The organism is Mobilicoccus caccae, assembly GCF_030161635.1.
Lineage (GTDB): Bacteria > Actinomycetota > Actinomycetes > Actinomycetales > Dermatophilaceae > Mobilicoccus > Mobilicoccus caccae.
Genome location: NZ_BSUO01000001.1, coordinates 752,358 through 771,685, shown reverse-complemented (window position 1 = coordinate 771,685; position 19,328 = coordinate 752,358). Strand labels below are relative to the sequence as shown.

General features: G+C 71.5%; 18 protein-coding genes and 1 pseudogene. 9 read left to right on the top strand and 10 right to left on the bottom strand.

Annotated elements, in window-relative coordinates:
* Positions 1 to 24: 24 nt before the first annotated feature.
* Positions 25 to 758: pseudogene (locus QQK49_RS03840) on the top strand (cob(I)yrinic acid a,c-diamide adenosyltransferase).
* Positions 759 to 762: 4 nt separating this feature from the next.
* Here QQK49_RS03840 and QQK49_RS03835 read toward each other — a convergent pair.
* Together QQK49_RS03835 and QQK49_RS03830 are read right to left on the bottom strand one after the other, a co-directional pair.
* The gene (locus QQK49_RS03835) at positions 763 to 1,215 is read right to left on the bottom strand and encodes a DUF2550 family protein (protein WP_284302788.1); all 453 of its coding nucleotides are present in this window, start codon (positions 1,213 to 1,215) and stop codon (positions 763 to 765) included.
* Between the two features lie 14 nt (positions 1,216 to 1,229).
* Entirely contained in the window at positions 1,230 to 1,523 is a 294-nt protein-coding gene (locus tag QQK49_RS03830) for a F0F1 ATP synthase subunit epsilon (RefSeq protein WP_284302787.1), read from the bottom strand.
* A gap of 209 nt (positions 1,524 to 1,732) precedes the next feature.
* On the opposite strand from QQK49_RS03830, the gene QQK49_RS03825 reads away from it, so the two are divergent.
* A complete protein-coding gene (locus QQK49_RS03825; RefSeq protein ID WP_284302786.1) occupies positions 1,733 to 3,166 on the top strand; it encodes a uracil-xanthine permease family protein in 1,434 nt (477 codons plus the stop codon).
* A gap of 158 nt (positions 3,167 to 3,324) precedes the next feature.
* Positions 3,325 to 4,254, top strand: a complete 930-nt coding sequence (locus QQK49_RS03820) for a glycosyltransferase family 2 protein (RefSeq protein ID WP_284302785.1) — start codon at positions 3,325 to 3,327, stop codon at positions 4,252 to 4,254.
* Here the strand turns inward: QQK49_RS03820 and QQK49_RS03815 are convergent.
* The 4 genes from QQK49_RS03815 to QQK49_RS03800 all read right to left on the bottom strand — a co-directional run bounded on the left by QQK49_RS03815 (position 4,245) and on the right by QQK49_RS03800 (position 7,380).
* Positions 4,245 to 4,985 (bottom strand): polysaccharide pyruvyl transferase family protein, encoded by a 741-nt coding sequence (locus QQK49_RS03815; RefSeq protein ID WP_284302784.1) that lies wholly within the window; start codon positions 4,983 to 4,985, stop codon positions 4,245 to 4,247. The two genes, QQK49_RS03820 and QQK49_RS03815, sit on opposite strands and share 10 nt — an antisense overlap.
* Positions 4,955 to 5,221 (bottom strand): hypothetical protein, encoded by a 267-nt coding sequence (locus tag QQK49_RS03810; protein ID WP_284302783.1) that lies wholly within the window; start codon positions 5,219 to 5,221, stop codon positions 4,955 to 4,957. The genes QQK49_RS03815 and QQK49_RS03810 overlap by 31 nt, the downstream gene beginning before the upstream one ends.
* 133 nt (positions 5,222 to 5,354) lie before the next feature.
* Positions 5,355 to 5,927, bottom strand: coding sequence for a glycosyltransferase (locus QQK49_RS03805; RefSeq protein WP_284302782.1), 573 nt, complete (start codon positions 5,925 to 5,927; stop codon positions 5,355 to 5,357).
* Positions 5,928 to 6,411: 484 nt separating this feature from the next.
* Positions 6,412 to 7,380, bottom strand: a complete 969-nt coding sequence (locus QQK49_RS03800) for a glycosyltransferase family 2 protein (RefSeq protein ID WP_284302781.1) — start codon at positions 7,378 to 7,380, stop codon at positions 6,412 to 6,414.
* Between the two features lie 284 nt (positions 7,381 to 7,664).
* On the opposite strand from QQK49_RS03800, the gene QQK49_RS03795 reads away from it, so the two are divergent.
* Positions 7,665 to 8,573: a glycosyltransferase family 2 protein gene (locus tag QQK49_RS03795; RefSeq protein WP_284302780.1), complete on the top strand. Its 909-nt coding sequence runs from the start codon at positions 7,665 to 7,667 to the stop codon at positions 8,571 to 8,573.
* A gap of 18 nt (positions 8,574 to 8,591) precedes the next feature.
* Here the strand turns inward: QQK49_RS03795 and QQK49_RS03790 are convergent, their stop codons facing one another.
* Positions 8,592 to 10,172, bottom strand: a complete 1,581-nt coding sequence (locus QQK49_RS03790; protein WP_284302779.1) for an oligosaccharide flippase family protein — start codon at positions 10,170 to 10,172, stop codon at positions 8,592 to 8,594.
* Between the two features lie 255 nt (positions 10,173 to 10,427).
* On the opposite strand from QQK49_RS03790, the gene QQK49_RS03785 reads away from it, so the two are divergent.
* From QQK49_RS03785 to QQK49_RS03775, 3 genes are read left to right on the top strand one after another with little or no spacing between them, the layout of a single operon-like run.
* Positions 10,428 to 11,276 carry a YveK family protein gene (locus QQK49_RS03785; RefSeq protein ID WP_284302778.1) on the top strand — a complete coding sequence of 283 codons (849 nt, stop codon included), beginning with the start codon at positions 10,428 to 10,430 and terminating at the stop codon, positions 11,274 to 11,276.
* An 8-nt stretch (positions 11,277 to 11,284) separates the two neighbouring features.
* Positions 11,285 to 12,652, top strand: coding sequence for an O-antigen ligase family protein (locus QQK49_RS03780; RefSeq protein WP_284302777.1), 1,368 nt, complete (start codon positions 11,285 to 11,287; stop codon positions 12,650 to 12,652).
* 3 nt (positions 12,653 to 12,655) lie between these two features.
* Complete coding sequence (locus QQK49_RS03775) at positions 12,656 to 13,198, top strand: acyltransferase (RefSeq protein WP_284302776.1); 543 nt, start codon at positions 12,656 to 12,658, stop codon at positions 13,196 to 13,198.
* Between the two features lie 75 nt (positions 13,199 to 13,273).
* On the opposite strand, the gene QQK49_RS03770 is transcribed toward QQK49_RS03775, so the two are convergent.
* Complete coding sequence (locus tag QQK49_RS03770; protein WP_284302775.1) at positions 13,274 to 14,368, bottom strand: hypothetical protein; 1,095 nt, start codon at positions 14,366 to 14,368, stop codon at positions 13,274 to 13,276.
* Positions 14,365 to 14,919, bottom strand: coding sequence for an LbetaH domain-containing protein (locus tag QQK49_RS03765; RefSeq protein ID WP_284302774.1), 555 nt, complete (start codon positions 14,917 to 14,919; stop codon positions 14,365 to 14,367). The genes QQK49_RS03770 and QQK49_RS03765 overlap by 4 nt, the downstream gene beginning before the upstream one ends.
* Before the next feature lie 215 nt (positions 14,920 to 15,134).
* Here QQK49_RS03765 and QQK49_RS03760 point away from each other — a divergent pair, with 215 nt between their 5' ends.
* Both QQK49_RS03760 and QQK49_RS22565 read left to right on the top strand, forming a co-directional pair.
* Positions 15,135 to 15,926, top strand: coding sequence for a glycosyltransferase (locus tag QQK49_RS03760; protein ID WP_284302773.1), 792 nt, complete (start codon positions 15,135 to 15,137; stop codon positions 15,924 to 15,926).
* Positions 15,927 to 16,431: 505 nt separating this feature from the next.
* Positions 16,432 to 17,238, top strand: coding sequence for a glycosyltransferase (locus tag QQK49_RS22565; protein WP_348536079.1), 807 nt, complete (start codon positions 16,432 to 16,434; stop codon positions 17,236 to 17,238).
* On the opposite strand, the gene QQK49_RS03750 is transcribed toward QQK49_RS22565, so the two are convergent.
* Complete coding sequence (locus QQK49_RS03750) at positions 17,210 to 19,243, bottom strand: malectin domain-containing carbohydrate-binding protein (protein WP_284302771.1); 2,034 nt, start codon at positions 19,241 to 19,243, stop codon at positions 17,210 to 17,212. The two genes, QQK49_RS22565 and QQK49_RS03750, sit on opposite strands and share 29 nt — an antisense overlap.
* Positions 19,244 to 19,328 lie beyond the last annotated feature (85 nt).

The window sequence follows — 19,328 nt, the reverse complement described above, 5'->3', positions numbered from 1 at the left end:
GGTGAGCTCTGACAAGATCGGTGCATGGTGAACATCACGCGCGTCTACACCCGAACCGGCGACGACGGAACCACCCATCTCGGCGACTTCTCCCGCACGTCCAAGACCGACCCGAGACTGGCGGCCTACGCCGACTCCAACGAGGCGAACGCCGCCATCGGCATCGCCGTCGCGTGCGGGGGTTGACCGACGACGTCCGCGCGACGCTCACCCGCATCCAGAACGACCTCTTCGACGTCGGGGCCGACCTGTGCAACCCGCTCGTGGTGGGTGAGGAGAGCGCTCAGTACCCGCCGCTGCGGGTCAAGGCGGAGTGGATCGACGAGCTCGAGGCCGACTGCGACCGGTACAACGAGCAGGTCGAGAAGCTGCGCTCGTTCATCCTCCCCGGCGGCACCCCCGGCTCGGCCTACCTGCACCTGGCCTGCACGATCGTGCGTCGCGCCGAGCGCTCGACCTGGGCCGCGGTGGGTGCCTACGGCGACGCCCCCGCCGAGCCGCGCAAGCGGGGCAAGGACAAGGGCGGCGACGAGGCCGCAGCCACGGCCGAGGCGACTCAGGCAGAGGGGTCGGGTGAGCACGATGAGCACGCCCGCCCCGGTGGCGTCAATCTGCTGACGGCCAAGTACCTCAACCGGCTCTCCGACCTGCTGTTCATCCTGGCGCGGGTCGCGAACGTCGATGCCGGTGGCGACGTGCTGTGGAAGCCCGGTGGTGGCCGCGAGGAGTCGAGCCGATCCTCGCGCGGCAAGGCCTGAGGGGCTACAGGGGCCAGGCGGTCGGCGGGGAGGACTCGACCCAGTAACGCAGGGTCGTGTACTGCGAGCGTCCGAGGGCGAGGTCGAACTGCATGCGCGATCCGCCCTCGGTCACGCCGGAGGTGGAGACGCGCACGGCGCGGCGTCCGTGATCGAGGATCTCGACCAGCTTGGCCTCCCCCTCGATCGGCGTCGTGGACACGAGGTCGAGCGTGCGCCGGCGCCACGTGTGCGAGGGCAGGGCCGTCCATCCGAACAGCGGGTAGATCTGCAGGGTCGTGGTCGACATGCGCAGCAGACACGGACGCCACCGCGCGGAGGACGTGGCTCGGAAGCCGCAGGTGACGACATCGCTGTCGTGGGCGATGAGGCGCCGGCGGGCGTAGACGAACACGACCGCGGCCACCGCGGCGAGGACGATGCCGGCCAGGATGAGTTCTGCGGCCAACAGTCCCATCGCCGGGTCGTGACTCAGTTTCGGGCTGCGGACTGAGCGCTGGAGCGGGAGTCGGGAGTGGAGACGGACTCCGACACGATGGTCACGAGATCGTCGTCGACGGAGAGGAACCCGCCGTCGACGTGGAACGTCTGGTCGCCACCCTCGCCGTCGATGCGCACCTCACCCTCGCGCAGGACGGTGAGCAGGGGCTGGTGCCTGGGGAGGATTCCGATGTCGCCCTCCAGCGCCCGGGCGACGACCTTGTTCGCTTCGCCCTCCCAGACCTTGCCGTCCGCGGCGACGAACTCGACGTGCAGCTGACCCACTTGGAAGACCCCTTCGACGGTGTGGTTTGGCGCGAGTCTACCCGCAGGTGCGCGTGTTCTCGGGCACGGCGTCCACCATCGCAGATCGGACGCGGGGGCGGGGAGCCGGGACACCGCATGGCATCGGTGGCGGCCCCCGCACGCGGATGCCGCGTGCCGACCCTCGGGGCGCACGGCGGAGGTCCGTGGCGGTGATACCTTCGGGGCTCGTGAAACTGTGGACCCTGCATCGGGACGGCGCACTGGCCGGACCCGACGACGTCGTCTCCCCGTCCGAACGCCTCTCCTGGGGGCGCACCGTCGGCCTCGGCATGCAGCACGTGGTCGCCATGTTCGGCGCGACCTTCGTGTTTCCGCTGCTCATGGGGCTCTCGCCGCAACTGGCCATCATGATGTCGGGTGTCGCGACCCTGCTCTTCCTCGTGCTCACCGCCGGCCGTGTACCGAGCTATCTGGGCTCCTCCGCGTCCTTCGTCGGGGTGACGGGCGTCATCGCCACGCAGGGTGGCACCGCCTCGGACAAGACCGGGGCGCTGCTGTTCATCGGCGTGGCGCTCCTGCTCATCGGTATCGCGATCCACGTGCTCGGCGCCACGTTCATGCATCGCCTCATGCCCCCCGCGGTCACCGGCGCCGTCATCATGCTCATCGGCTTCAACCTGGCGCCCGTGGTGGCGAGGACCTACTGGCCGCAGGACCAGTGGGTCGCCCTGGCCGTCATGGCGTTCGTCATCACCGTCAGCGTGGCCTCGCGCGGATTCCTCTCCCGCATCGCGATCTTCGCGGCCGTGATCTTCGGCTACGCCCTCTCCTGGCTGACCGACGTGGTGGGTGGCCCCATCACCTCCCCCACGGGTGCCGGTGAGGTGACCACGCACCTGCGCGTCGACTGGAGCGCGGTCGCGGCCGCCCCGTGGTTCGGCTTCCCCGGCGCGACGACCGCGGACGTGCCCGGCTGGCACCTGCCGACCTTCCAGCTGGGATTCGCCCTGGTGGCCCTGCCGATCGTCGTCGCCCTGGTGGCCGAGAACATCGGGCACGTCAAGGCCGTGGGTGAGATGACCGGCGAGGACCTCGACCCGATGATGGGCCGCGCCGTCGGCGCCGACGGCATCGCCACGATCGTCGCCACCTCGGTCGGCGGCGCGCCCACCACGACCTACGCCGAGAACATCGGCGTCATGGCGGCCACCCGCGTGTACTCGACGGCGGCCTACGTCGTCGCGGCCTTCACGGCGATCGCGTTCGGCTTCTCCCCCAAGTTCGGGGCCGTCGTCTCCGCGATCCCCGGCGGCGTCCTCGGCGGCATCACGGTCGTGCTCTACGGCATGATCGGCCTGCTCGGCGCGAAGATCTGGGTCGAGCACAAGGTGCTGTTCGGCCACCCCGCCACCCTGGTCCCCCTCGCCGCGGGGATCATCATGGGCGTCGGTGACGTGAGCCTCCACATCGGCGAGGGCTTCCAGCTCTCCGGCATCGCCCTGGGGACGGTGACCGTCATCGTCGGCTACCACCTCGCCCACCAGCTGGCGCGACGCGCCCGACGTGAGCCCGGCGCCCCGGACTTCTCCGGCACCGACCTCGACGCCGCCCACAGCGACCTCTCCCGCGAGCAGGGATGGGACGGTCGGCCGGCGCACTGATCACTCGTCACTCGGCGACGCCGCCGACCGCGGCGTCCTTGACCGAGTCCTGACCTCAGCCTCGCCGGGTCCTGCCCCTCGCGCCGCTACGGTTGACGAGAGTCAACTGCCTGATTCTCGTGTGCCTCAGCGCAGTTCGTCAGCCAGGTGAGGGGACCATGAACCGCGCAGCCGTCGTCATCGGCATTCCGACGTATCGGCGGCCGCTCCTCCTGGCGCGGCTGCTGGACTCCCTCGCGCCCGAGATCGACGGGCAGGACGTACTGATCGTCGTCGGCGACAACGAGGCCGGCACCCGCGCGGCCGAGGTGGTGCGCGACAGCGGACTCGACGCCGTCTGCGTCCCCGTGCCCCGCCCGGGCATCTCGGAGGTGCGCAACGAGCTCGTCCGCGCGGCCACCCGCGAGCGCCCGGACTGGCGTCACCTGATCATGTTGGACGACGACGGGCTGGTCACCCCAGGGTGGTTCGCCCATCTCATGGCCGGGGTCGACCGGTTCGGGGCCGATGTCACGGCCGGTCCCGTCCTGGGCGAACTCCCCGCGGGCGCCTCGCTGCTCGCGCGCAACAGCGTCTACGCAGGGCGTCGGCGTCATCCGTCCGGGCCTGTCGCGATGCTCAACGGCGCGCAGAACATCTGCATCTCGCGCGCCGCCGTCGACGCCATCGGCGACCCGTGGTTCCCCGTCCACCTCGGCACGGCCGGTGGGGAGGACCACTTCTTCTTCCGCGAGGTGCTGGATCAGGGCGGGACGCTGGCCTGGTGCGACGAGGCCGCCGTCACCGAACCCACCCCCGCCTCCCGGCTCGCCACCGGGGTGATCCTGCGCCGTGCCTTCAACAGCAACGTCGTCGCCGCACAGACCGACCGCGCCTTCCACGGCCGCGCCTTCGTCGTCAAGCACGTGATCGTCGGCACGGGATGGGCGGCGCGCAACACGGCGGCCGGGCTGGTCAGACGCGACCCGGACAAGTTCGCGGCGACGGCCATCGACCTCGTCGCCCTGGGCGGGCGCCTGGTCGGCCTGGTCCGGAACACTCCCCGGAGGCCGGGCACGCCGGTGAGTGACCGGCGGAGTCAGACGTAGGGGTGCACCGGGCGGCCACGGCCGACGACCGGTACCTGCCAGGTCCGGACGCGTCGGGAGTCGGTGACCTCGGGAATCCGGCGCGCGGTGGCCCGCAGCCCCTCCTTGGCCCGCCGGACGGCGCCGGCGTCGGCGGCGACGGCCCCGGCCACGAGCTCCTCGAGGGAGGCGACGTCGCCGATGTCGACGCCACGACCCCGCGGGGGGCGCACGACGGTCTCGTGGTCGTGGAACTTGAAGTCCCCGCCGGCGAGCGCCCGCGGCATCCGCACCCAGGTCGCCGGCACCCCGAGGGAGTCCGCGGTGATGACGCCGTGCAGCGACGTCGACACGATCGCGCGGCAGGAGGCCACCTGCCGCGCCACCGCCTCCGGGCTCTGGGCCACGTCGATGACCAGCAGCGATCCGGAGTACCGGGCGATCATCGCGCGCAGGTGCTCGTCGTCGGCGTGGACGTAGTGGACGACCACACCGACGTCGTGGGAGGCCCCCGTCCGCCGGATCGAGTCGGCGATGAGCAGTCCGGGGTCACCGAGGGCCTCCACCGCCGGTGAGCCGAGCCGGTCGCGCGTCATCTCACCGCGCAGGGCCAGCGTCGTCGCCCCGGGCAGGTCCACGCGCTCGTCGTGGATGAGGCCCGTCCCCCAGAGGGTCGCGGTCGTGTCGGTCGGCAGGTGCTGGATGAGGGAGCCGACGCCGATCAGACCGGCCTCGGCGGGCGGGGTGAGCACCGGCACGATGCCGAAGTCGCGCAGGAGGAAGGGGTGAGCAGGTCGCCGAAGTTCTTGACCTTCTCCCACCAGTACGTGGGGACGAGCACCGCCTCGGGACGACACGAGGGGTTGAGCACAGCGCGCACCACCCGCTCGGCCTCCCGACCCTGGCTCCGCACCCGCCCGGTGTACCCGAAACGCTGCCCTCCCGATGCTCGCTCGACCCGTCCGACCGTCGACTCCCACAGACCCATGCCACGACGGTAGGGAATCGACGTCATCGCAGCCTCACGCCACGCCCAACCGACGGCAACGCGGATCTCCTTGTTGCGTATGGATCTTCGCGAAACGCGGATTCGACGCGGTCGGCGAGCGCCACGGAGGTGATCAGGGCCGGGCGGGCTCGTCCTCCGGCGGGACACCGATGGCCTCGAGCAGCACCTCGTCCTTGTAGACGTCCTGCGTGACGTTGGCGAGCACCCACTCCCGGGCCCGGCGACCCATGAGCGCGTAGTGCTCGGCGCGGGCCGGGTCCATGACGTCGAGGATCGCCGCACGCAGCGCGTCCGCCTCGGGCGGCACGACGACGCCGGTCACCCCGTCCTCGATGTAGTCGTGCACGCCGGGCGCCTCGGTGACGATGACCGGCTTCCCGAGCATCATCGCGTTGAGGTAGGACTGCTGACCCGCCGAGCGGACGGTGCGCTCGAGCGGCACCACCGAGGCGCGGCAGCCCGCGAGCAGGTCGACGAACTCCTCGTGGGGGACGGTGCCGACCTCGATCTCCTCCGAGGTCTCCTCCGGCTCCCACGTCGAGGCCACCCGACACCGCACGCCGGTTCCACGCACCGCCTCCGCCAGCAGGGCGTAGTCACGCATGGAGTTGCCGCCCGCGAAGAGGTAGTCGCCGGTCGAGGTCGGCACGTCGGGCTCGATCGTGGCCGGGAAGGGGGTAAACACGACGCGGTCGGGGTCCACCCCCAGGTGCGCGGAAACGACTCGGCCTCTTCCGAACTCAGCACCGCGTAGCGGACGTGCACACCGTCGACGAGCTTGACGGCGATCCTCGTCGGCAGCGCGAACCACCGGGGCGGCAGACCCGTGAGCCGGCCGAGGGCCTTGCTCTCCGGCTTCCACGTCGCGTCGGTGATGAGCACCCGGGGCCGCTCGCTCGGCGCGCGGAACGCCTTGAGCAGACCGGCGAAGACGAGATCGCGGTAGAGGTGCCGGCGGGTGACCGACCCCAGGAGGATGACCCCCTCCTTGCCCTTCGCGAGGGCCCAGAGACGGCGGAGGTCACCGGGGGTGCCGAAACGGTCGGTGACGTAGTAGTCGACGTGGCGTCGCCACCGCGGCGAGGAGCCCCACATCGTGCTCATGATGCGCTTGTCGCGGGAGGAGCCGAGCGGGTCGACATGGGTGTCCGGGGTGTCCGCGTGTGCCGTCATGACCGCGCCGTCTCCCCCGCGCGGACGCGCTCGCGCCAGGCGTAGAACGCGCCGGCCGGCGGCAGGTACCGCAGGGCCGACGACTTCAGCGCGAGCGGCCGATCCCAGGGCACGAGCGCGGAGGCCGCGGCGAACTCGCGGGCCGCGTCCCGGCGGCGCCCCTCACGCAGCGCGGCATCTCCGCGCTCGAGGTGGATGTCGTGGGTCTCCATCCCCTCGGCGCGCGCCAGGTACTCACGCTCCTGCGGGGTCAACCGGTCGGCGAACTCCTCACGCACCGTGGCGCGCAGACGCTGCTCGTACTCGGCCATGCGCTCACGCTGGGCCGACAGGCTCGTGCCGGTGCGCCGGTAGAGCGCCGTCGGTTCGGTCTCGTACAGCGTGGTCCAGCCGGCGAAGGCCGCCCGCACCCAGAAGTCGTAGTCCTCCAGCACCCGCATCTGCGTGTCGAATCCGCCGACCTCGTCGTGCATCGCCCTGGGGTAGACCGACAGCACCGAGACGATGTTGCGCTGCAGCAGCGCCAGCCGGTGGGAGTCGGCGGCCGGAGCCTTGCGCGGCAGGACGGTGCGCCGGTTGACGACGCCGGAGCGGCCCATCGTGAACGCGTTGCACGTCACGTAGGCCTTCTCGACCGGTCGCGCCCGCCAGCGGTCGACGGCCCGTTCGACGTGGGGCGGCAGCAGCACGTCGTCGGCGTCCAACAACGCGATGAGCTCACCGGAGGAGGCGGCGACCGCGGCGTTGCGCGCGGCCGAGAGCCCCTGGTTCTCCTGACGCACGACCCTGACGAGGTCGCCGTGGGCGTCGACGATGGGCCCGCTGCGGTCCGTGGCGCCGTCCAGACAGACCACCACCTCGACGTTGTCGTACGTCTGCGTGAGGGCGCTGCTGATGGCCGCACCCACGGTGCGTTCGGACTGGTACACGGGGATCACGATGCTGACGAGCGGGCGGTCGACCATGCCGGTCCTTTCGGATCGGGGGCGGGGAGATCGCGTGCGGTGCCTGGAGATTCGGCGCCGACGCCGGAATGCCGTGATCCGTGCACGTCGTCGTGGACACGTCGCGGCGGGGGCCCGATCGGGCCGGTGTCAGCCTACAGCCGGGGGTCGCCGGGCTCGCCGGCGAGCGCTCTCCTGGACGAGTGTTTGAGGCATCTGTCCACGATGCGGATGGTTCACAAAACGAGTAACGTTGAATTTCAACGTAATTCGGGGGCCTTCTCAAGCGACCCCAGGAGCGACCCATGAGCGACCCGCGCGTCTCCGTGCTCATGCCCGCCTACAAGCGTGCCGACACCATCGTCGCCGCCGTGCGCAGCGCACTCGACCAGACGTGGGCAGACCTCGAGGTCGTCGTCGTCGACGACTTCTCCTGCGACGGCACCGCCGAGGCCCTCGCCACCATCGACGACCCGCGGCTGCTGGTCCTCTCGCACGAGACGAACCAGGGCGGCAACGCCGCACGCCGCACCGCGATCGAGGCCAGCCGTGGGGAGTTCCTCGCGTTCCTCGACGCCGACGACCTGTGGATGCCGACCAAGATCGAGAAGCAGGTCGCCTTGTTGACCGAGGCCGGTCCGAGCGCGGGGATGTCCTACACCTGGTACGACCTGCGCTACCCCGACGGGCGGATCGAGCCGGGACGCCGCCCGGTCGCCGCGGGGAGACGCCTGTCGGAGTTGTTGCAGGGCAACCTGATCGGCACCTTCTCGTGCGTGATGGTGCGGCGTGAGGTCGTCGAGGCCGTGGGCATTCCCGACCCCTCGTTGCGCTCGTGCCAGGACTGGGAGTTCTACATCCGCGTCAACGACCGGTTCGCGATCACCTGCGTGCCCGAGGCCCTCGTCCACTACTGGCGCGACGACGAGGACGTCAACCGCATCTCCTCCTCCGCCGAGAAGGTCGTCGCCGGGCACCGCGAGGTGTACGCGCGCATCGTCGACCGGCTGCGCTCACTGCCCCGCGACGAGGCCGCGCACGGGCGTCACTACTTCATGGAGACCTTCGCCAACAACGCCGACGTGCGGGCCGTGGCGACGGTGGCCGCGGGGACGCGCCCGCGGCAGATGACGGTGGCCGAGGTGCGGTTCATCACCCGCATGATGGCCCGCGCCGCCCGCAAGAGCGCCGCGGCCATCGGGGCACGATCCTGACGCTCGGCTCGTGACCGCTCAGCGACGGCGCACCATCGCGACGGCCTCCTTGGACCCGCGGATCCCCAGCGTCGTGAGCACGTAGAAGACCGCACCCGGCACCGCGACGAGTCCCGCGGCGGCGAGCCCGATCGCGCCGTCCGGCAGGAAGGGCTCGACCGCCAGCTCGAGGCCGAGGGTGACCGCCGCGGCCACCGCCGCCTGCCAGTAGGGCACATCGCGCATGAACCACCGGATGCGCGTCGGCACGACCCGCCGGGTGTGGACCGAGAGGTAGACCGCACCGACCGCCGCGCCGAGGGAGGTGCCGACGACGACGCCCATGATCCCCCACACGAACCACAGCGCGATGCTCAGACCGACGTTGGCCGCGAGCGTGACGACGCTCTGGTGCATGGCCACCTCGGCGTGCCCCAGGGTGAGTGCCCAGGTGCGCGCGACGATGCATACGAGGGTGAAGAAGTGCCCCGCGAGCAGGATCGCGGCCACGCTGCCGGTGAGCGCGAAGCTCTCGGGCAGCCAGGCGCGCACGCCCACGATCGTGGCGGGGATGCCGACCGCACACCATCCGGCCACAAAGACGACCCAGAGGTGTTGCAACCGTTCGACCTTCGGACGCGAGGCCTCGGCGCCGACGGCCCCGATCTCGGACCCGATGAGGGCCTGGATGGGTGCCAGGGCGTTGAGCGGCACCATCTTCAACTGGTTGGCGAAGTTGGTGCCCTGACCGAACGGCCCGGACTGCTGGGCCGAGAGCACCCGCCCCGCGACGAGTTGATCCTTCTGCGCCGCGAGGATCGTGGCGATCCCGGCCACCTGCACCTTCCAGGCGTAGCGGGCGAAGTCGGCCGCCTCCGCCCGCGTGATGAGGCCCAGGCCGTCACGGGTGAGGTAGCGCAGACCGATCGGCACCGTGATCACCGTGCCCACCACCTGCTGCAGGATCATCGTCACCGCGACCCCGTACAGGCCCCACCCGTTCTCGACCGTGAGCACCAGACCGATCGCGTAGACCACGTGCCCCGCGACGACGGCGATCGAGAGCACTTTGAACTGGTGCCGCGCCGACACGACCGCGTTGTAGAGATTGCGCAGGAGCAGGAACGCGACCACCGCGGTCAGGCTGATGAGCAGCACCGTCGCCTCGGCGACGAACGCGTCCTCGAGGCGGAAGAACGTGAGGATCTGCGGGGAGAAGGCGACGACGAGCACCGTGATGACGGCCCCGAACACGGCGATCACCGCCGAGACGGAGAACAGCAGGCGGGTCGTGGACACCCGGTCGTCGCGCCCGGCGTAGATCGTGAAGTACCGCATCGCCGACTGCCCGATCCCGCCGTCGAACTGGCTGAGCAGCATGGTGATCGAGCTGATGATGAGGAAGATGCTGTACCGGGCGTCCCCGAGCCCGTGGATGATGTAGGGCGTCATCGCGAGGTTGATGACAAGCGGGATGACCTGCGACAGCGCGCTCCAGGACGTTCCGCTCACCAGGGTGCGGGCCGACCCCCGCGAGGCACCGGCCGCCGGCGGCGGGGTGGAGGCGGCAGAGACCGACTCCTCGTCCGGATCCGGGAGGGGGTGCCGGTCGTCGCTCATGAGCGACCTCCGGGCGAGTCGCGGCGGTGACGGGGTCGATGCACGGCCCACATGCTAGAGGCCGCACCGGCCCTTCGCCCGCGAGCCCCACCGACCGGACCACGAGCGAATCCGCCCGTGGCAGTGGCCGGCACGCCGCCCGCGACGTGCTCAGCACCCCCGGTCGGGAGTAGGGTCGGGGGAAAACACCTCTGCATCGATCACCGTCCTGCGTCGATCGACGCCCCCTTGTGCCCCCTCCCCGAGGAGAAGTCTGTGTCTGCCCGTTCCGAGCACGGCGAGCCCGTCGGACCGTTGACGTCGGTCCTGCGACACCCCGTTCTCGTCGCCGTCTGCATGGCGCTGGGCCTCGCGCTCGGCATCGCGACGGCGATGGCTCTGCCCACCAAGCACATGGCCGAGACGCGCGTCGCGGTCGTGCCCGCCAACAGCAACGCCTACACGGTGGCCGGATACCCCGTCGGGGCGCGCGAACTCGCCGCCGACTACGCCCGCTGGGTCCAGAACCGCGCCACCGACGGCGCCTGGGCACCCTCCGGCGTGGGTGGCGTGACCGCCTCCCCCATCCCCGACTCCGCCGTCATCCGCATCGAGGTGACCGCCGGCGACGAGCAGAGCGCCACCGCCGGGGCAAAGCAGATCGCCGACACGCTGATGTCGACCGTCGCCGAGGCCCGCTCGGGCCACGACCCCGAGGCGGCCTACAAGCAGTTCCAGGACCTCGCTCCCCAGGTCGCCGAGGCGCGCGCCGCGGTGCAGGACGCCGAACGGGCCTACGGCCGCGCCACGGCCGCCGCCGCACGCGAGACCGCGAGCGAGCAGCTCCAGGCCGCGCAGACCGAACTCGCGCAGGTGCAGTTGCGTCAGGACGCGGCCGGCGACCTGTACCGGCGCCTCTTCGTGGACGCCGCCGGCAACAGCACGCTCGAGGTCGTCGCCCCGGCCGCGAGCACGGGCGACCCGACCCGCTCGGCGATGATGCGCTACGGCCTCATCGGCCTGGGCGCGGGCGGCCTGCTCGGACTGCTGGTGGCGGTCCTGCTCGACCGTCGCCGCACGGCGTCCTCCCGCCGCCGCGCCGAGGACGCGACGACCCACGGGTGAGGTCGCCGATGAGCCGCCCGATCACCTCCGGCGACCCCGCCGCGCCCCTGACGGGTGCGGACGGGCGGGTCGGCACGTCGGCCCCGCCGCGGTCGGTGCGCGACGTGCCGTTCGCGTTCTACGTCCTGCTCGCGGCCCTGCTGCTCAACGTGTTCTCGGGCCGCTGGAGCGACATGGGCCTGCCGCTGGGCCCCGACCGGCTGCTGTTCGCCGGTGGCCTCATCCTGCTGCTGCTCGACCCGAGGATCCCCCGTCCGCGGCCGCGCCTGCTCCACGCCGCGATGCTGCTGTTCACGACGTGGGCCGGGGCGTCGATGATCCTGCACGACGCCCTGGACACCAACGCGATCTACGCCGTCCTCGACCGGGTGGCGATGCCGTTCCTCTTGTTCGCGACCGCACCGATGTTCCTGCGGGGCGCACTCGAACGGCTCCTGTTCCTGCGCGGGCTCACGCTGCTCGGCGTCTACCTGACGATCACGGCGTTCCTCGAGACGGCCGGTCTGACCGGGCTGCTCTTCCCGCGGTACATCGCCGTCTTCGAGAACGTCCCGACCCTGAGCGACCAGGCGGCCCGCGCCGGCGGTCCGTTCGTCTCGGGCGAGGCCAACGGGATGGCGCTCGCGCTGTGTGCCGTCGCCGCGTTCCTGCTCGCCCGGCTCGACCGGCGCGCGTGGCGCGTCCTCGGGCTCGTCGTCGGCCCGCTCGCCGTCGCCGCCTCCGTGCTCTCCCTCACCCGATCGGTGTGGCTCGGCGTGGCGCTCGCGGCGATCGCCGTCGTCGCCACCCGCCGCGCGCTGTGGCAGTGGGTGCCGCTCATGGTGATCGCGGGGGCCCTGCTCGCCGTCGTCGGCCTGGCCGCCGTGCCCGACGTCGCCGACAACATCCTCGAGCGCGGATCCACCTCTCGCTCCCTCGACGACCGGCAGAACTCCAACGTCGCCGCCGTGCGCGCCATCGCCGACGACCCGGTCACCGGGGTCGGCTGGGCGCAGTTCGTCGAGGTGGGACCGGACTGGGTCCGGCAGGCCGAGGACTACCCCGTGACCACGGTCAACATCGAGGTCCACAACGTCCTCCTCAGCCGCGCCGCCGAGCTCGGCGTACCCGCGGCACTGCTGTTCATCGGCATCCTGCTGGCCGGTCCGGTGGCGGCCATCTGCCGCCGACGCCGCGACCCGGAGGCCGAGGACTGGCGCACCGCGACCATGGCCGCAGGGTTGATCTGGTTCGTCCCGGCGATGACGAGCCCCATCCCCTACCCCTTCCCGACCTTCGTCGTCTTCACCCTGGCGGGGTTGCTCTGGGCGTTCCCGTCGCGATCGCCGTCCACACCGCCACCGTCACCACCGCCCGCCTCGCCCGGCCAGGAGTGAGTCATGCCGCTCAAGGACTTCGCCCGCTCGCTGCGTGACGGGATCCTCCCCCGCGAACGCCTGCGTCGTGCCAACCCCGGCGCCTTCGTCGCCGGCACCGTCACCTTCGCCGGAGACGCGTCCAGGGCGCGCCTCGCCGCCGATGTCTCGGTGCTCGGGCCGACGGCGCTGTTCGTCACCGACGGCGGCGGGTTGAACGGCGCCCTGCTCGAGGTCGGGGAACGCACGTACATCGGGGAGTTCAACAACATCCGGTGCGCCGGCGCGCCCATCCGCATCGGGCGTCACTGCCTAGTCAGCCAGCACATCACGATCGTCGGGAGCAATCACGGCACCGCCCCGGGCACCCCGATCGTCGATCAGCCGTGGACCGGCGACGGGGTCGTCATCGGCGACGACGTGTGGATCGGCGCGGGTGCGGTGATCCTGCCGGGCGCACGCATCGGCGACGGCTGCGTGATCGCGGCGAACTCGACGGTCAAGGGCGAGATCCCGGCGGGGTCGATCGTCGCCGGATCCCCCGCCACGGTCCTCCGCCACCGCTGACCACCTGAAACAGCACGCGACGTCTGAGACAGCCGCGCACGCTCGGCCTGTCTCGTCGTCGCCTGCTGTTTGAGGTCAGCCGGGTTTGCCGTAGTCCTGGCCGATGACCTGGACGCGATCCCAGGGGAAGTTCTCGAGCTGCTTGTAGTGGGGGACGCCGCCGAGGATCTCCTCCCACGGGTCCGTGCCGGTCTGCTGCTTCCACGGTTGACCGCTCTCGGCCATGACGGCCACGGCACCGGCGGTGTCGACCACGACGAACCCGTGCTTCTGCGCCGCTCGCGCGATGGCCTTGCCGAGCGGGGTCATGTCCAGCGATTCGACGTCCACGGACGGGTCGAGCCGCAGTCGCGCCCCTTCGGGGATGGCGTCCGAAGAGGCGTCGGTGCCGTCGCTGCGCTGGGCTGGGTACCAGAACCGGTCCCACTGGGCCGGTGCGATGAGCGCCATCCCCATCGCGTGGTCGATCCGGCCGGCGCGGGCCTCCTCGATGGTGATCATCGAGCCGGTGGTCACCAGCCCCGAGGCGCTGACCCCGTACGGCGCCTCGAAGTACCCGGGCGACTGCGACACCTGGTCGATGCGTCCGCCCCAACACGCCGACCACCCGCCACCGCCGGTCTGCTTCATCACCCAGAACTCCCAGAGCTGGTCGGTCGACGGCGACCAGAGGGTGATCGTCGAGTCCGTTCCGACGGAGGTCTTCGCGCTCTCGGGGATCGGGACGTCGAGGAACTGCTTCTTGCCGTCCATGAGCCCCGGGGGCGTGTGGCCCTTCTGCTGGCAGTCGTCGAACTCGACGTCGACCCGCGGCGTCGATCCGTCGACGACGTACAGCACCGGGTTGTACTGCGTCGTGTTGAGCCCGGCGATGCCGCCGTAGTGCGGCTCGATCTGCGAGCGCAGGTTGCGGATCATCGCCTCGGAGTTCGAGTGGACCGGCGCGCCGGTGAGGTCGACGTCGAAGACGTCCTGCTCCCCGAACTGCGGGTAGGCGCCGAGCTGGCCGGCTGTGGGCTGCGGTGTCGGCTGCGGCGGCTCGGGCTCCGGATCGGGCGTGAGCAGCGTCGTCATCAGCGACAACACGAGGATGAGCACCAGCAGCGCCGCGCCGATGATGGTCCCTGCGCGCCGACGACTCGGCACGTCACGCGGCTCCTGCGCGCTCACGGACGTCCCGCCGCGGCCGTGGCCGGGATGCCGATGTAGGTCAGGCCCGGCTCGGTGTCGGTGGCCAGCACGGCGTTGGCGCCGACCTTGCACCCTTGCGCCACGTGCACCGGGCCGAGGATGGCCGCGCCGGCTCCGACCTCGACGTCGTCGCCGATGGTGGGGCCGGGACGCCCGTCGCGGACGCCGAGGGAGACGCGGTGGTACAGGGTGACGCCGCTGCCGATGCTGCAGGTGGAGTGGATCATGAGGCCGCGCCCCGCGTGGGGCAGCCGCAGCGCCGGCCCGAACCACACCATCGTGGGGATCTCGGCGCCCATGAGTCCCCGCAGCCAGACCGCGTCGGCGACTCCGACGACCCGGCGCAGCACGAAGGCCGCCGGCCCCTTGCAGCGGTAGAGCACCTGACCGGCGCGCAGCACGGCCAGGGTGATCCGCCACCAGGGGTAGGGGTTACGCGGCAGGTCGCCGGCGAGCAACGCCCGGTACTGACTCCATCCCTGCGCCAGGGTCCAAGCCCGGCGCCCGGGATCGGTGCGGGCGGGGTTCATGACGTACGAGCCGTGCGGAGGGGACGTGAGAAGGCCTGGGACAACACGCGTCTCAGTCTAGGGGCGGAGGTGGACGCACCCAACCGCCACTAGGCTGGCGGCGAACCTCCCTGGAAGGAGCCACACGTCGTGAACGAGTCCTCCCGCGCCACCGGTCATGACCTCGACGCCGCGGTGATCGTGCCCGCGTACAACGAGGAACGCGTCATCGACCGGTGCCTGCAGGTCCTGCACCCGTACACCCGTCCCGGCTCCTCCCCCGCATCGAGGTCGTGGTCGCCGCCAACGGCTGCCACGACCGCACCGCCGAGATCGCGCGCGGCTACGACGGGGTCATCGTGCTGGACATCCCCACCGGCTCGAAGTCCCTCGCGCTCAACGAGGGCGACGAGGCCGCCACGGCCCACCCGCGCATCTACCTCGACGCCGACATCGAGATGTCCGCCGACGCGGTGCCGGCCCTGGTGCGGGTGCTGTCGGTGCCCGAGGCCGTCGTCGCGGCGCCGCAGATCCGGTTCGACCTCGACCGGTCCTCGGCGCCGGTCAAGGCGTTCTACCGGGTGTTCACCGAACTCCCCTACGTCAAGGACGGACTCGTCGGGCTCGGGGTGTACGGCCTCTCCCGCGCGGGCCGGGAGCGGTTCGACCACTTTCCCGACCTCGTCGCCGACGACCTCTACGTCCAGCGCCTGTTCACCCACGACGAGCGCGCGATCACCGGCGGGACGTTCACCGTGTCGGCGCCGCGCACCCTGCGCAGCCTGCTGGCCGTGCGCGTGCGCGTGGCCAAGGGCAACGCCGGGCTCGCGGCGCACAGCGTCGAGGACCGGTTCTCAGCCACCACCTCCTCCACCGGACGCGCGCTGCTCGACCTCCTCCGCCGCAACCCCCGGTCGCTGCCCGACGTCGCCGTCTACCTCGGCGTCACCCTCTTGGCCCGCGCCCGCGCCTCCCGCCAGGGCCGCGCCGCCACCACCTGGGAGCGGGACGACTCCACCCGGAGCTGACCGCCCACGCCATCGCATCGACGCACGAGGAGATCGGCATGACCGTCGCCTACCTGACGAGCCAGTACCCCGCCCTGTCGCACACCTTCATCGAACGCGAGGTGCGGGCGGTCCGCGCGGCGGGCGTGGACGTGGCCACCTTCAGCGTGCGGCCCTGTCCCCCGGAGGATCTCAAGTCCGCGGCGATGCTCGAGGACGCGGAGACGACGCCGACCCTGCGGGGCTCGTCGCTCTCGACCTGGGCGGAGGCGCACGCGCGCCTGGCCCGCCGCAATCCGCGGGTCCTGGCCGCCGGACTCCGGCGCGCGCTCGCCTCCGGGCCGCGCACGCCCAAGGGCCGCACGTGGCAGTTGTTCTACCTCGCCGAGGCGGTGCTGCTCTACGAACGCCTGCGTGAGCGTGGGATCACCCACGTGCACGCCCACTTCGCCAACGTGGCCTGCGACGTCGCCCGCCTCGTCACCCACCTCGGCCGCACCGAGGACGGGCCGGACTCGGACTGGCGGTGGTCGTTCACCATGCACGGCCCCACGGAGTTCGAGGCCGTCGACGCCTTCGACCTCCCGGCCAAGGTGCGCTCGGCCGACGGGGTCTCGTGCATCTCCGACTTCTGCCGCAGCCAGCTCATGCGCTTCGTCGAGCCCGAGCACTGGGGCAAGCTCGACGTCGTGCGGATGAGCGTCGACGCCGGCCGCTACCACCCGACGCCGCAGACGGGCGACGCCGCCGCGGCTCCCGAGAGCCCGGATCGACCACTGCGGCTGCTCTACGTGGGTCGCCTCGTGCCGGAGAAGGGCTCCCCGTCCTCCTCGACGCGCTGCGGCGCCTGGCGGACGCAGGGGTGCCCACCCACACGCGCATCGTCGGCGCTGGGCACCTGCACGACAGCCTCGCTGCGACCATCGCCGAGACCGGACTCACCTCCCAGGTCGAGCTCGTCGGTCCCGTGGGTCAGGACCACCTGCCCGACCTCTACCGCGACAGCGACGTGTTCGTGCTCCCCAGCTTCTCCGAGGGTCTGCCGGTCGTCCTCATGGAGGCCATGGCCACCGGCATCCCCGTCGTCACGACGCAGATCGCCGCCGTCACCGAGATGGTGACCGACGGCGTGCACGGCAGGGTCGTGCCGCCCGGGCGCGCCGACTTGCTGGCGGACGCCCTGACCGACCTCGCACGCGACCCGGCCCGGCGCATCGAGATGGGCCGGGCCGGGCGCGAGACCGTGCTCGCGGAGTTCGTGCCGGAGGTGACCGGGCCGGCGATGGCCCGGTTCCTCACCGGCCTCAGGGCTTCCCGTAGTCGATCGGCATGACCTCCACGCGGTCCCAGGGGAACTTCGAGAGCGCGTCGTAGGACGGGCCACCGAGCAGGATCTCCCACGGGTTGAGGCCGGTGCGGCGCTCGTCGGGGCGACCGGACTCGGTCGCGATCGACACCGTGCCGCCCAGGTCGGAGACGATGAAGCCGTACTTCTGCGCCGCCCGCGCCACGGCCTCACCGAACGGCGTCAGGCCGAGGGTGCGCACGTCGAGCGAGGGGTCCAGGCGCAGCCGCTGACCCTCGACGAGGATGTCGTCGCCCTCGCTGCGGCCGTCGGTGCGGTTGGCGGGGTGGCTGAACAGCAGCGCCTTGGCCTCGGTGACCGTGAGGTAGAGGGCGTGGTCGATCTCGCCGCGCGCGGCCTCCTGGATGCTGACGACCCCGCCGGCCATGACCAGGCCGGAGGCGGACACACCGAACGGCTCGGGAAAGGTGCCGTCGGAGGTCGAGACGTCGTCGACGCGACCGCCCCAGCAGGACTCCCAGCCGCCGGTCGCGGTGCGGCGCATGACCCAGAACTCCCACAGCTGATCGGTGCTCGGGTCGTAGATGCCCATCTGGGAGTCGGTGCCGGTGGCGGGCACGGCGCCGTTGGGGATCGGGACGTCGACGAAGTACTGCGGGCCGTCGAACAGGCCGTTCGGCGTCCAGCCCTTGTTCTGGCAGTCGTAGAAGGCCACGGTGTGACGCGGGGTGCTCGGGGTGGCGGTGTAGAACGCCGAGTTGTACTGATACGCATTGACGGCGGCGTTGAATCCCCACTCACCGGCGATGGCGGCGCGCAGGCGGGTCATGATGGCCGACGACCCCTCGACGACCGGGGCGTTGGTGAGGTCCTGGTGGAAGACGCTCGTCGAGCCCAGCGGGATGAGCGAGGCCGAGGGAAGGCTCGTCGCCGCGGCCGGGTCGGTAGAGGTGACCTCGATCCCCGCGACCATGGGCTGGTCGGTGAGGCTGACGAAGTCGAGGGTGAGCATGCCGTCGTCGACCCGCGTGTCGAACACGACGTCGTGGGCGGTCGCCGGGCCCGCCGCCGCGACGGCGTCGACACCACTGGCCACCACGCGACCCTCGGCGCGGACGTCGACGACGCGCTTGCCGGGCTCGGTCCAGTACCCCTCGGCGAAGAGCAGGCGCACGCGGTAGGTGGCGGTCGCCGGCACCGGCACGAGCATCCCCTTCATCCCGTAGGCGTTGTACTGGTACAGGTTGTCGTCCTCGGTCCCCGCGACCTCCTTGCCGACCAGGCGCGTGTTGAGCTTCGAGGACCCGAAGCCCGGGCCACGGCGCTTCCACGTGTGACCGGCCGCGTCGACGAGCTCGGTCGAGGCCGCGGTCATGCGGTAGGCGAAGGTCTGCACCTCCTTGGGCGGCACCGGCTCGTCGGGCACCTGGGTCACCTCGATGGCCGTGATCAGCGCGTGGTCGACCTTGGAGTCGAACCGCAGGTCGAGCGCGCCGTCGGTGACGGCGACCACGAACTGCACGTCGAAGGCCGCGCCCTTGCCCACCGACCGGAAGATGTCGATGTCCTTGGCCGCCGGCAGGTTCTCGGCATACACGTCGAACACGCGCTTGCCGGGGGCGGTCCAGTACCCCTCGGCCATGAGCAGGCGCACCGAGTACGAGCCGGCCTGCGGCACGGCCAGGCGGTAGCCCTTCACCGCGAAGGCCCCGACCTGGTACAGCTCTTTGCGGTCGGTGCCGATGATGTCGGCGTTCTGCAGCGCCAGCGTCGACTTGTCACTGCCCAGGGACCACGAACGGGCGTCCCAGCGGGTACCCGTGGAGTCCGTGAAGGGCATCCACCGCGCGGTCATCCGGGACACGAACGGGGCGCCGGCCGCCGATGCGATGGTCAACGGGGTGAGCATCGCGGCGAGCAGGACGGTGAGGGTCCCCAGGATGAGCAGCCGCAGGCGGGCGCTGCGCCGCGAGGAGTGGGCGGGCGAGGCGTGGAACGGGCCTGGGCGGCCCGGCGGAGTGGTCGAAGGCATGGCGAGTTCTCGTTTCGTGGCAGGTGGGAGCGTCGGGACGACGCGGGGATGCGCGGCACATCAGGAGGCAGGTGCCTGCGCGCAG

Coding starts and splice junctions, on each gene's coding strand:
- QQK49_RS03790 (WP_284302779.1), bottom strand. CDS start 10,172: ATGAGCGACGACCGGCACCCCCTCCCGGATCCGGACGAGGAGTCGGTC.
- QQK49_RS03775 (WP_284302776.1), top strand. CDS start 12,656: ATGCCGCTCAAGGACTTCGCCCGCTCGCTGCGTGACGGGATCCTCCCC.
- QQK49_RS03835 (WP_284302788.1), bottom strand. CDS start 1,215: ATGGGACTGTTGGCCGCAGAACTCATCCTGGCCGGCATCGTCCTCGCC.
- QQK49_RS03750 (WP_284302771.1), bottom strand. CDS start 19,243: ATGCCTTCGACCACTCCGCCGGGCCGCCCAGGCCCGTTCCACGCCTCG.
- QQK49_RS03765 (WP_284302774.1), bottom strand. CDS start 14,919: ATGAACCCCGCCCGCACCGATCCCGGGCGCCGGGCTTGGACCCTGGCG.
- QQK49_RS03780 (WP_284302777.1), top strand. CDS start 11,285: ATGAGCCGCCCGATCACCTCCGGCGACCCCGCCGCGCCCCTGACGGGT.
- QQK49_RS03810 (WP_284302783.1), bottom strand. CDS start 5,221: ATGGGTCTGTGGGAGTCGACGGTCGGACGGGTCGAGCGAGCATCGGGA.
- QQK49_RS03800 (WP_284302781.1), bottom strand. CDS start 7,380: ATGGTCGACCGCCCGCTCGTCAGCATCGTGATCCCCGTGTACCAGTCC.
- QQK49_RS03820 (WP_284302785.1), top strand. CDS start 3,325: ATGAACCGCGCAGCCGTCGTCATCGGCATTCCGACGTATCGGCGGCCG.
- QQK49_RS03795 (WP_284302780.1), top strand. CDS start 7,665: ATGAGCGACCCGCGCGTCTCCGTGCTCATGCCCGCCTACAAGCGTGCC.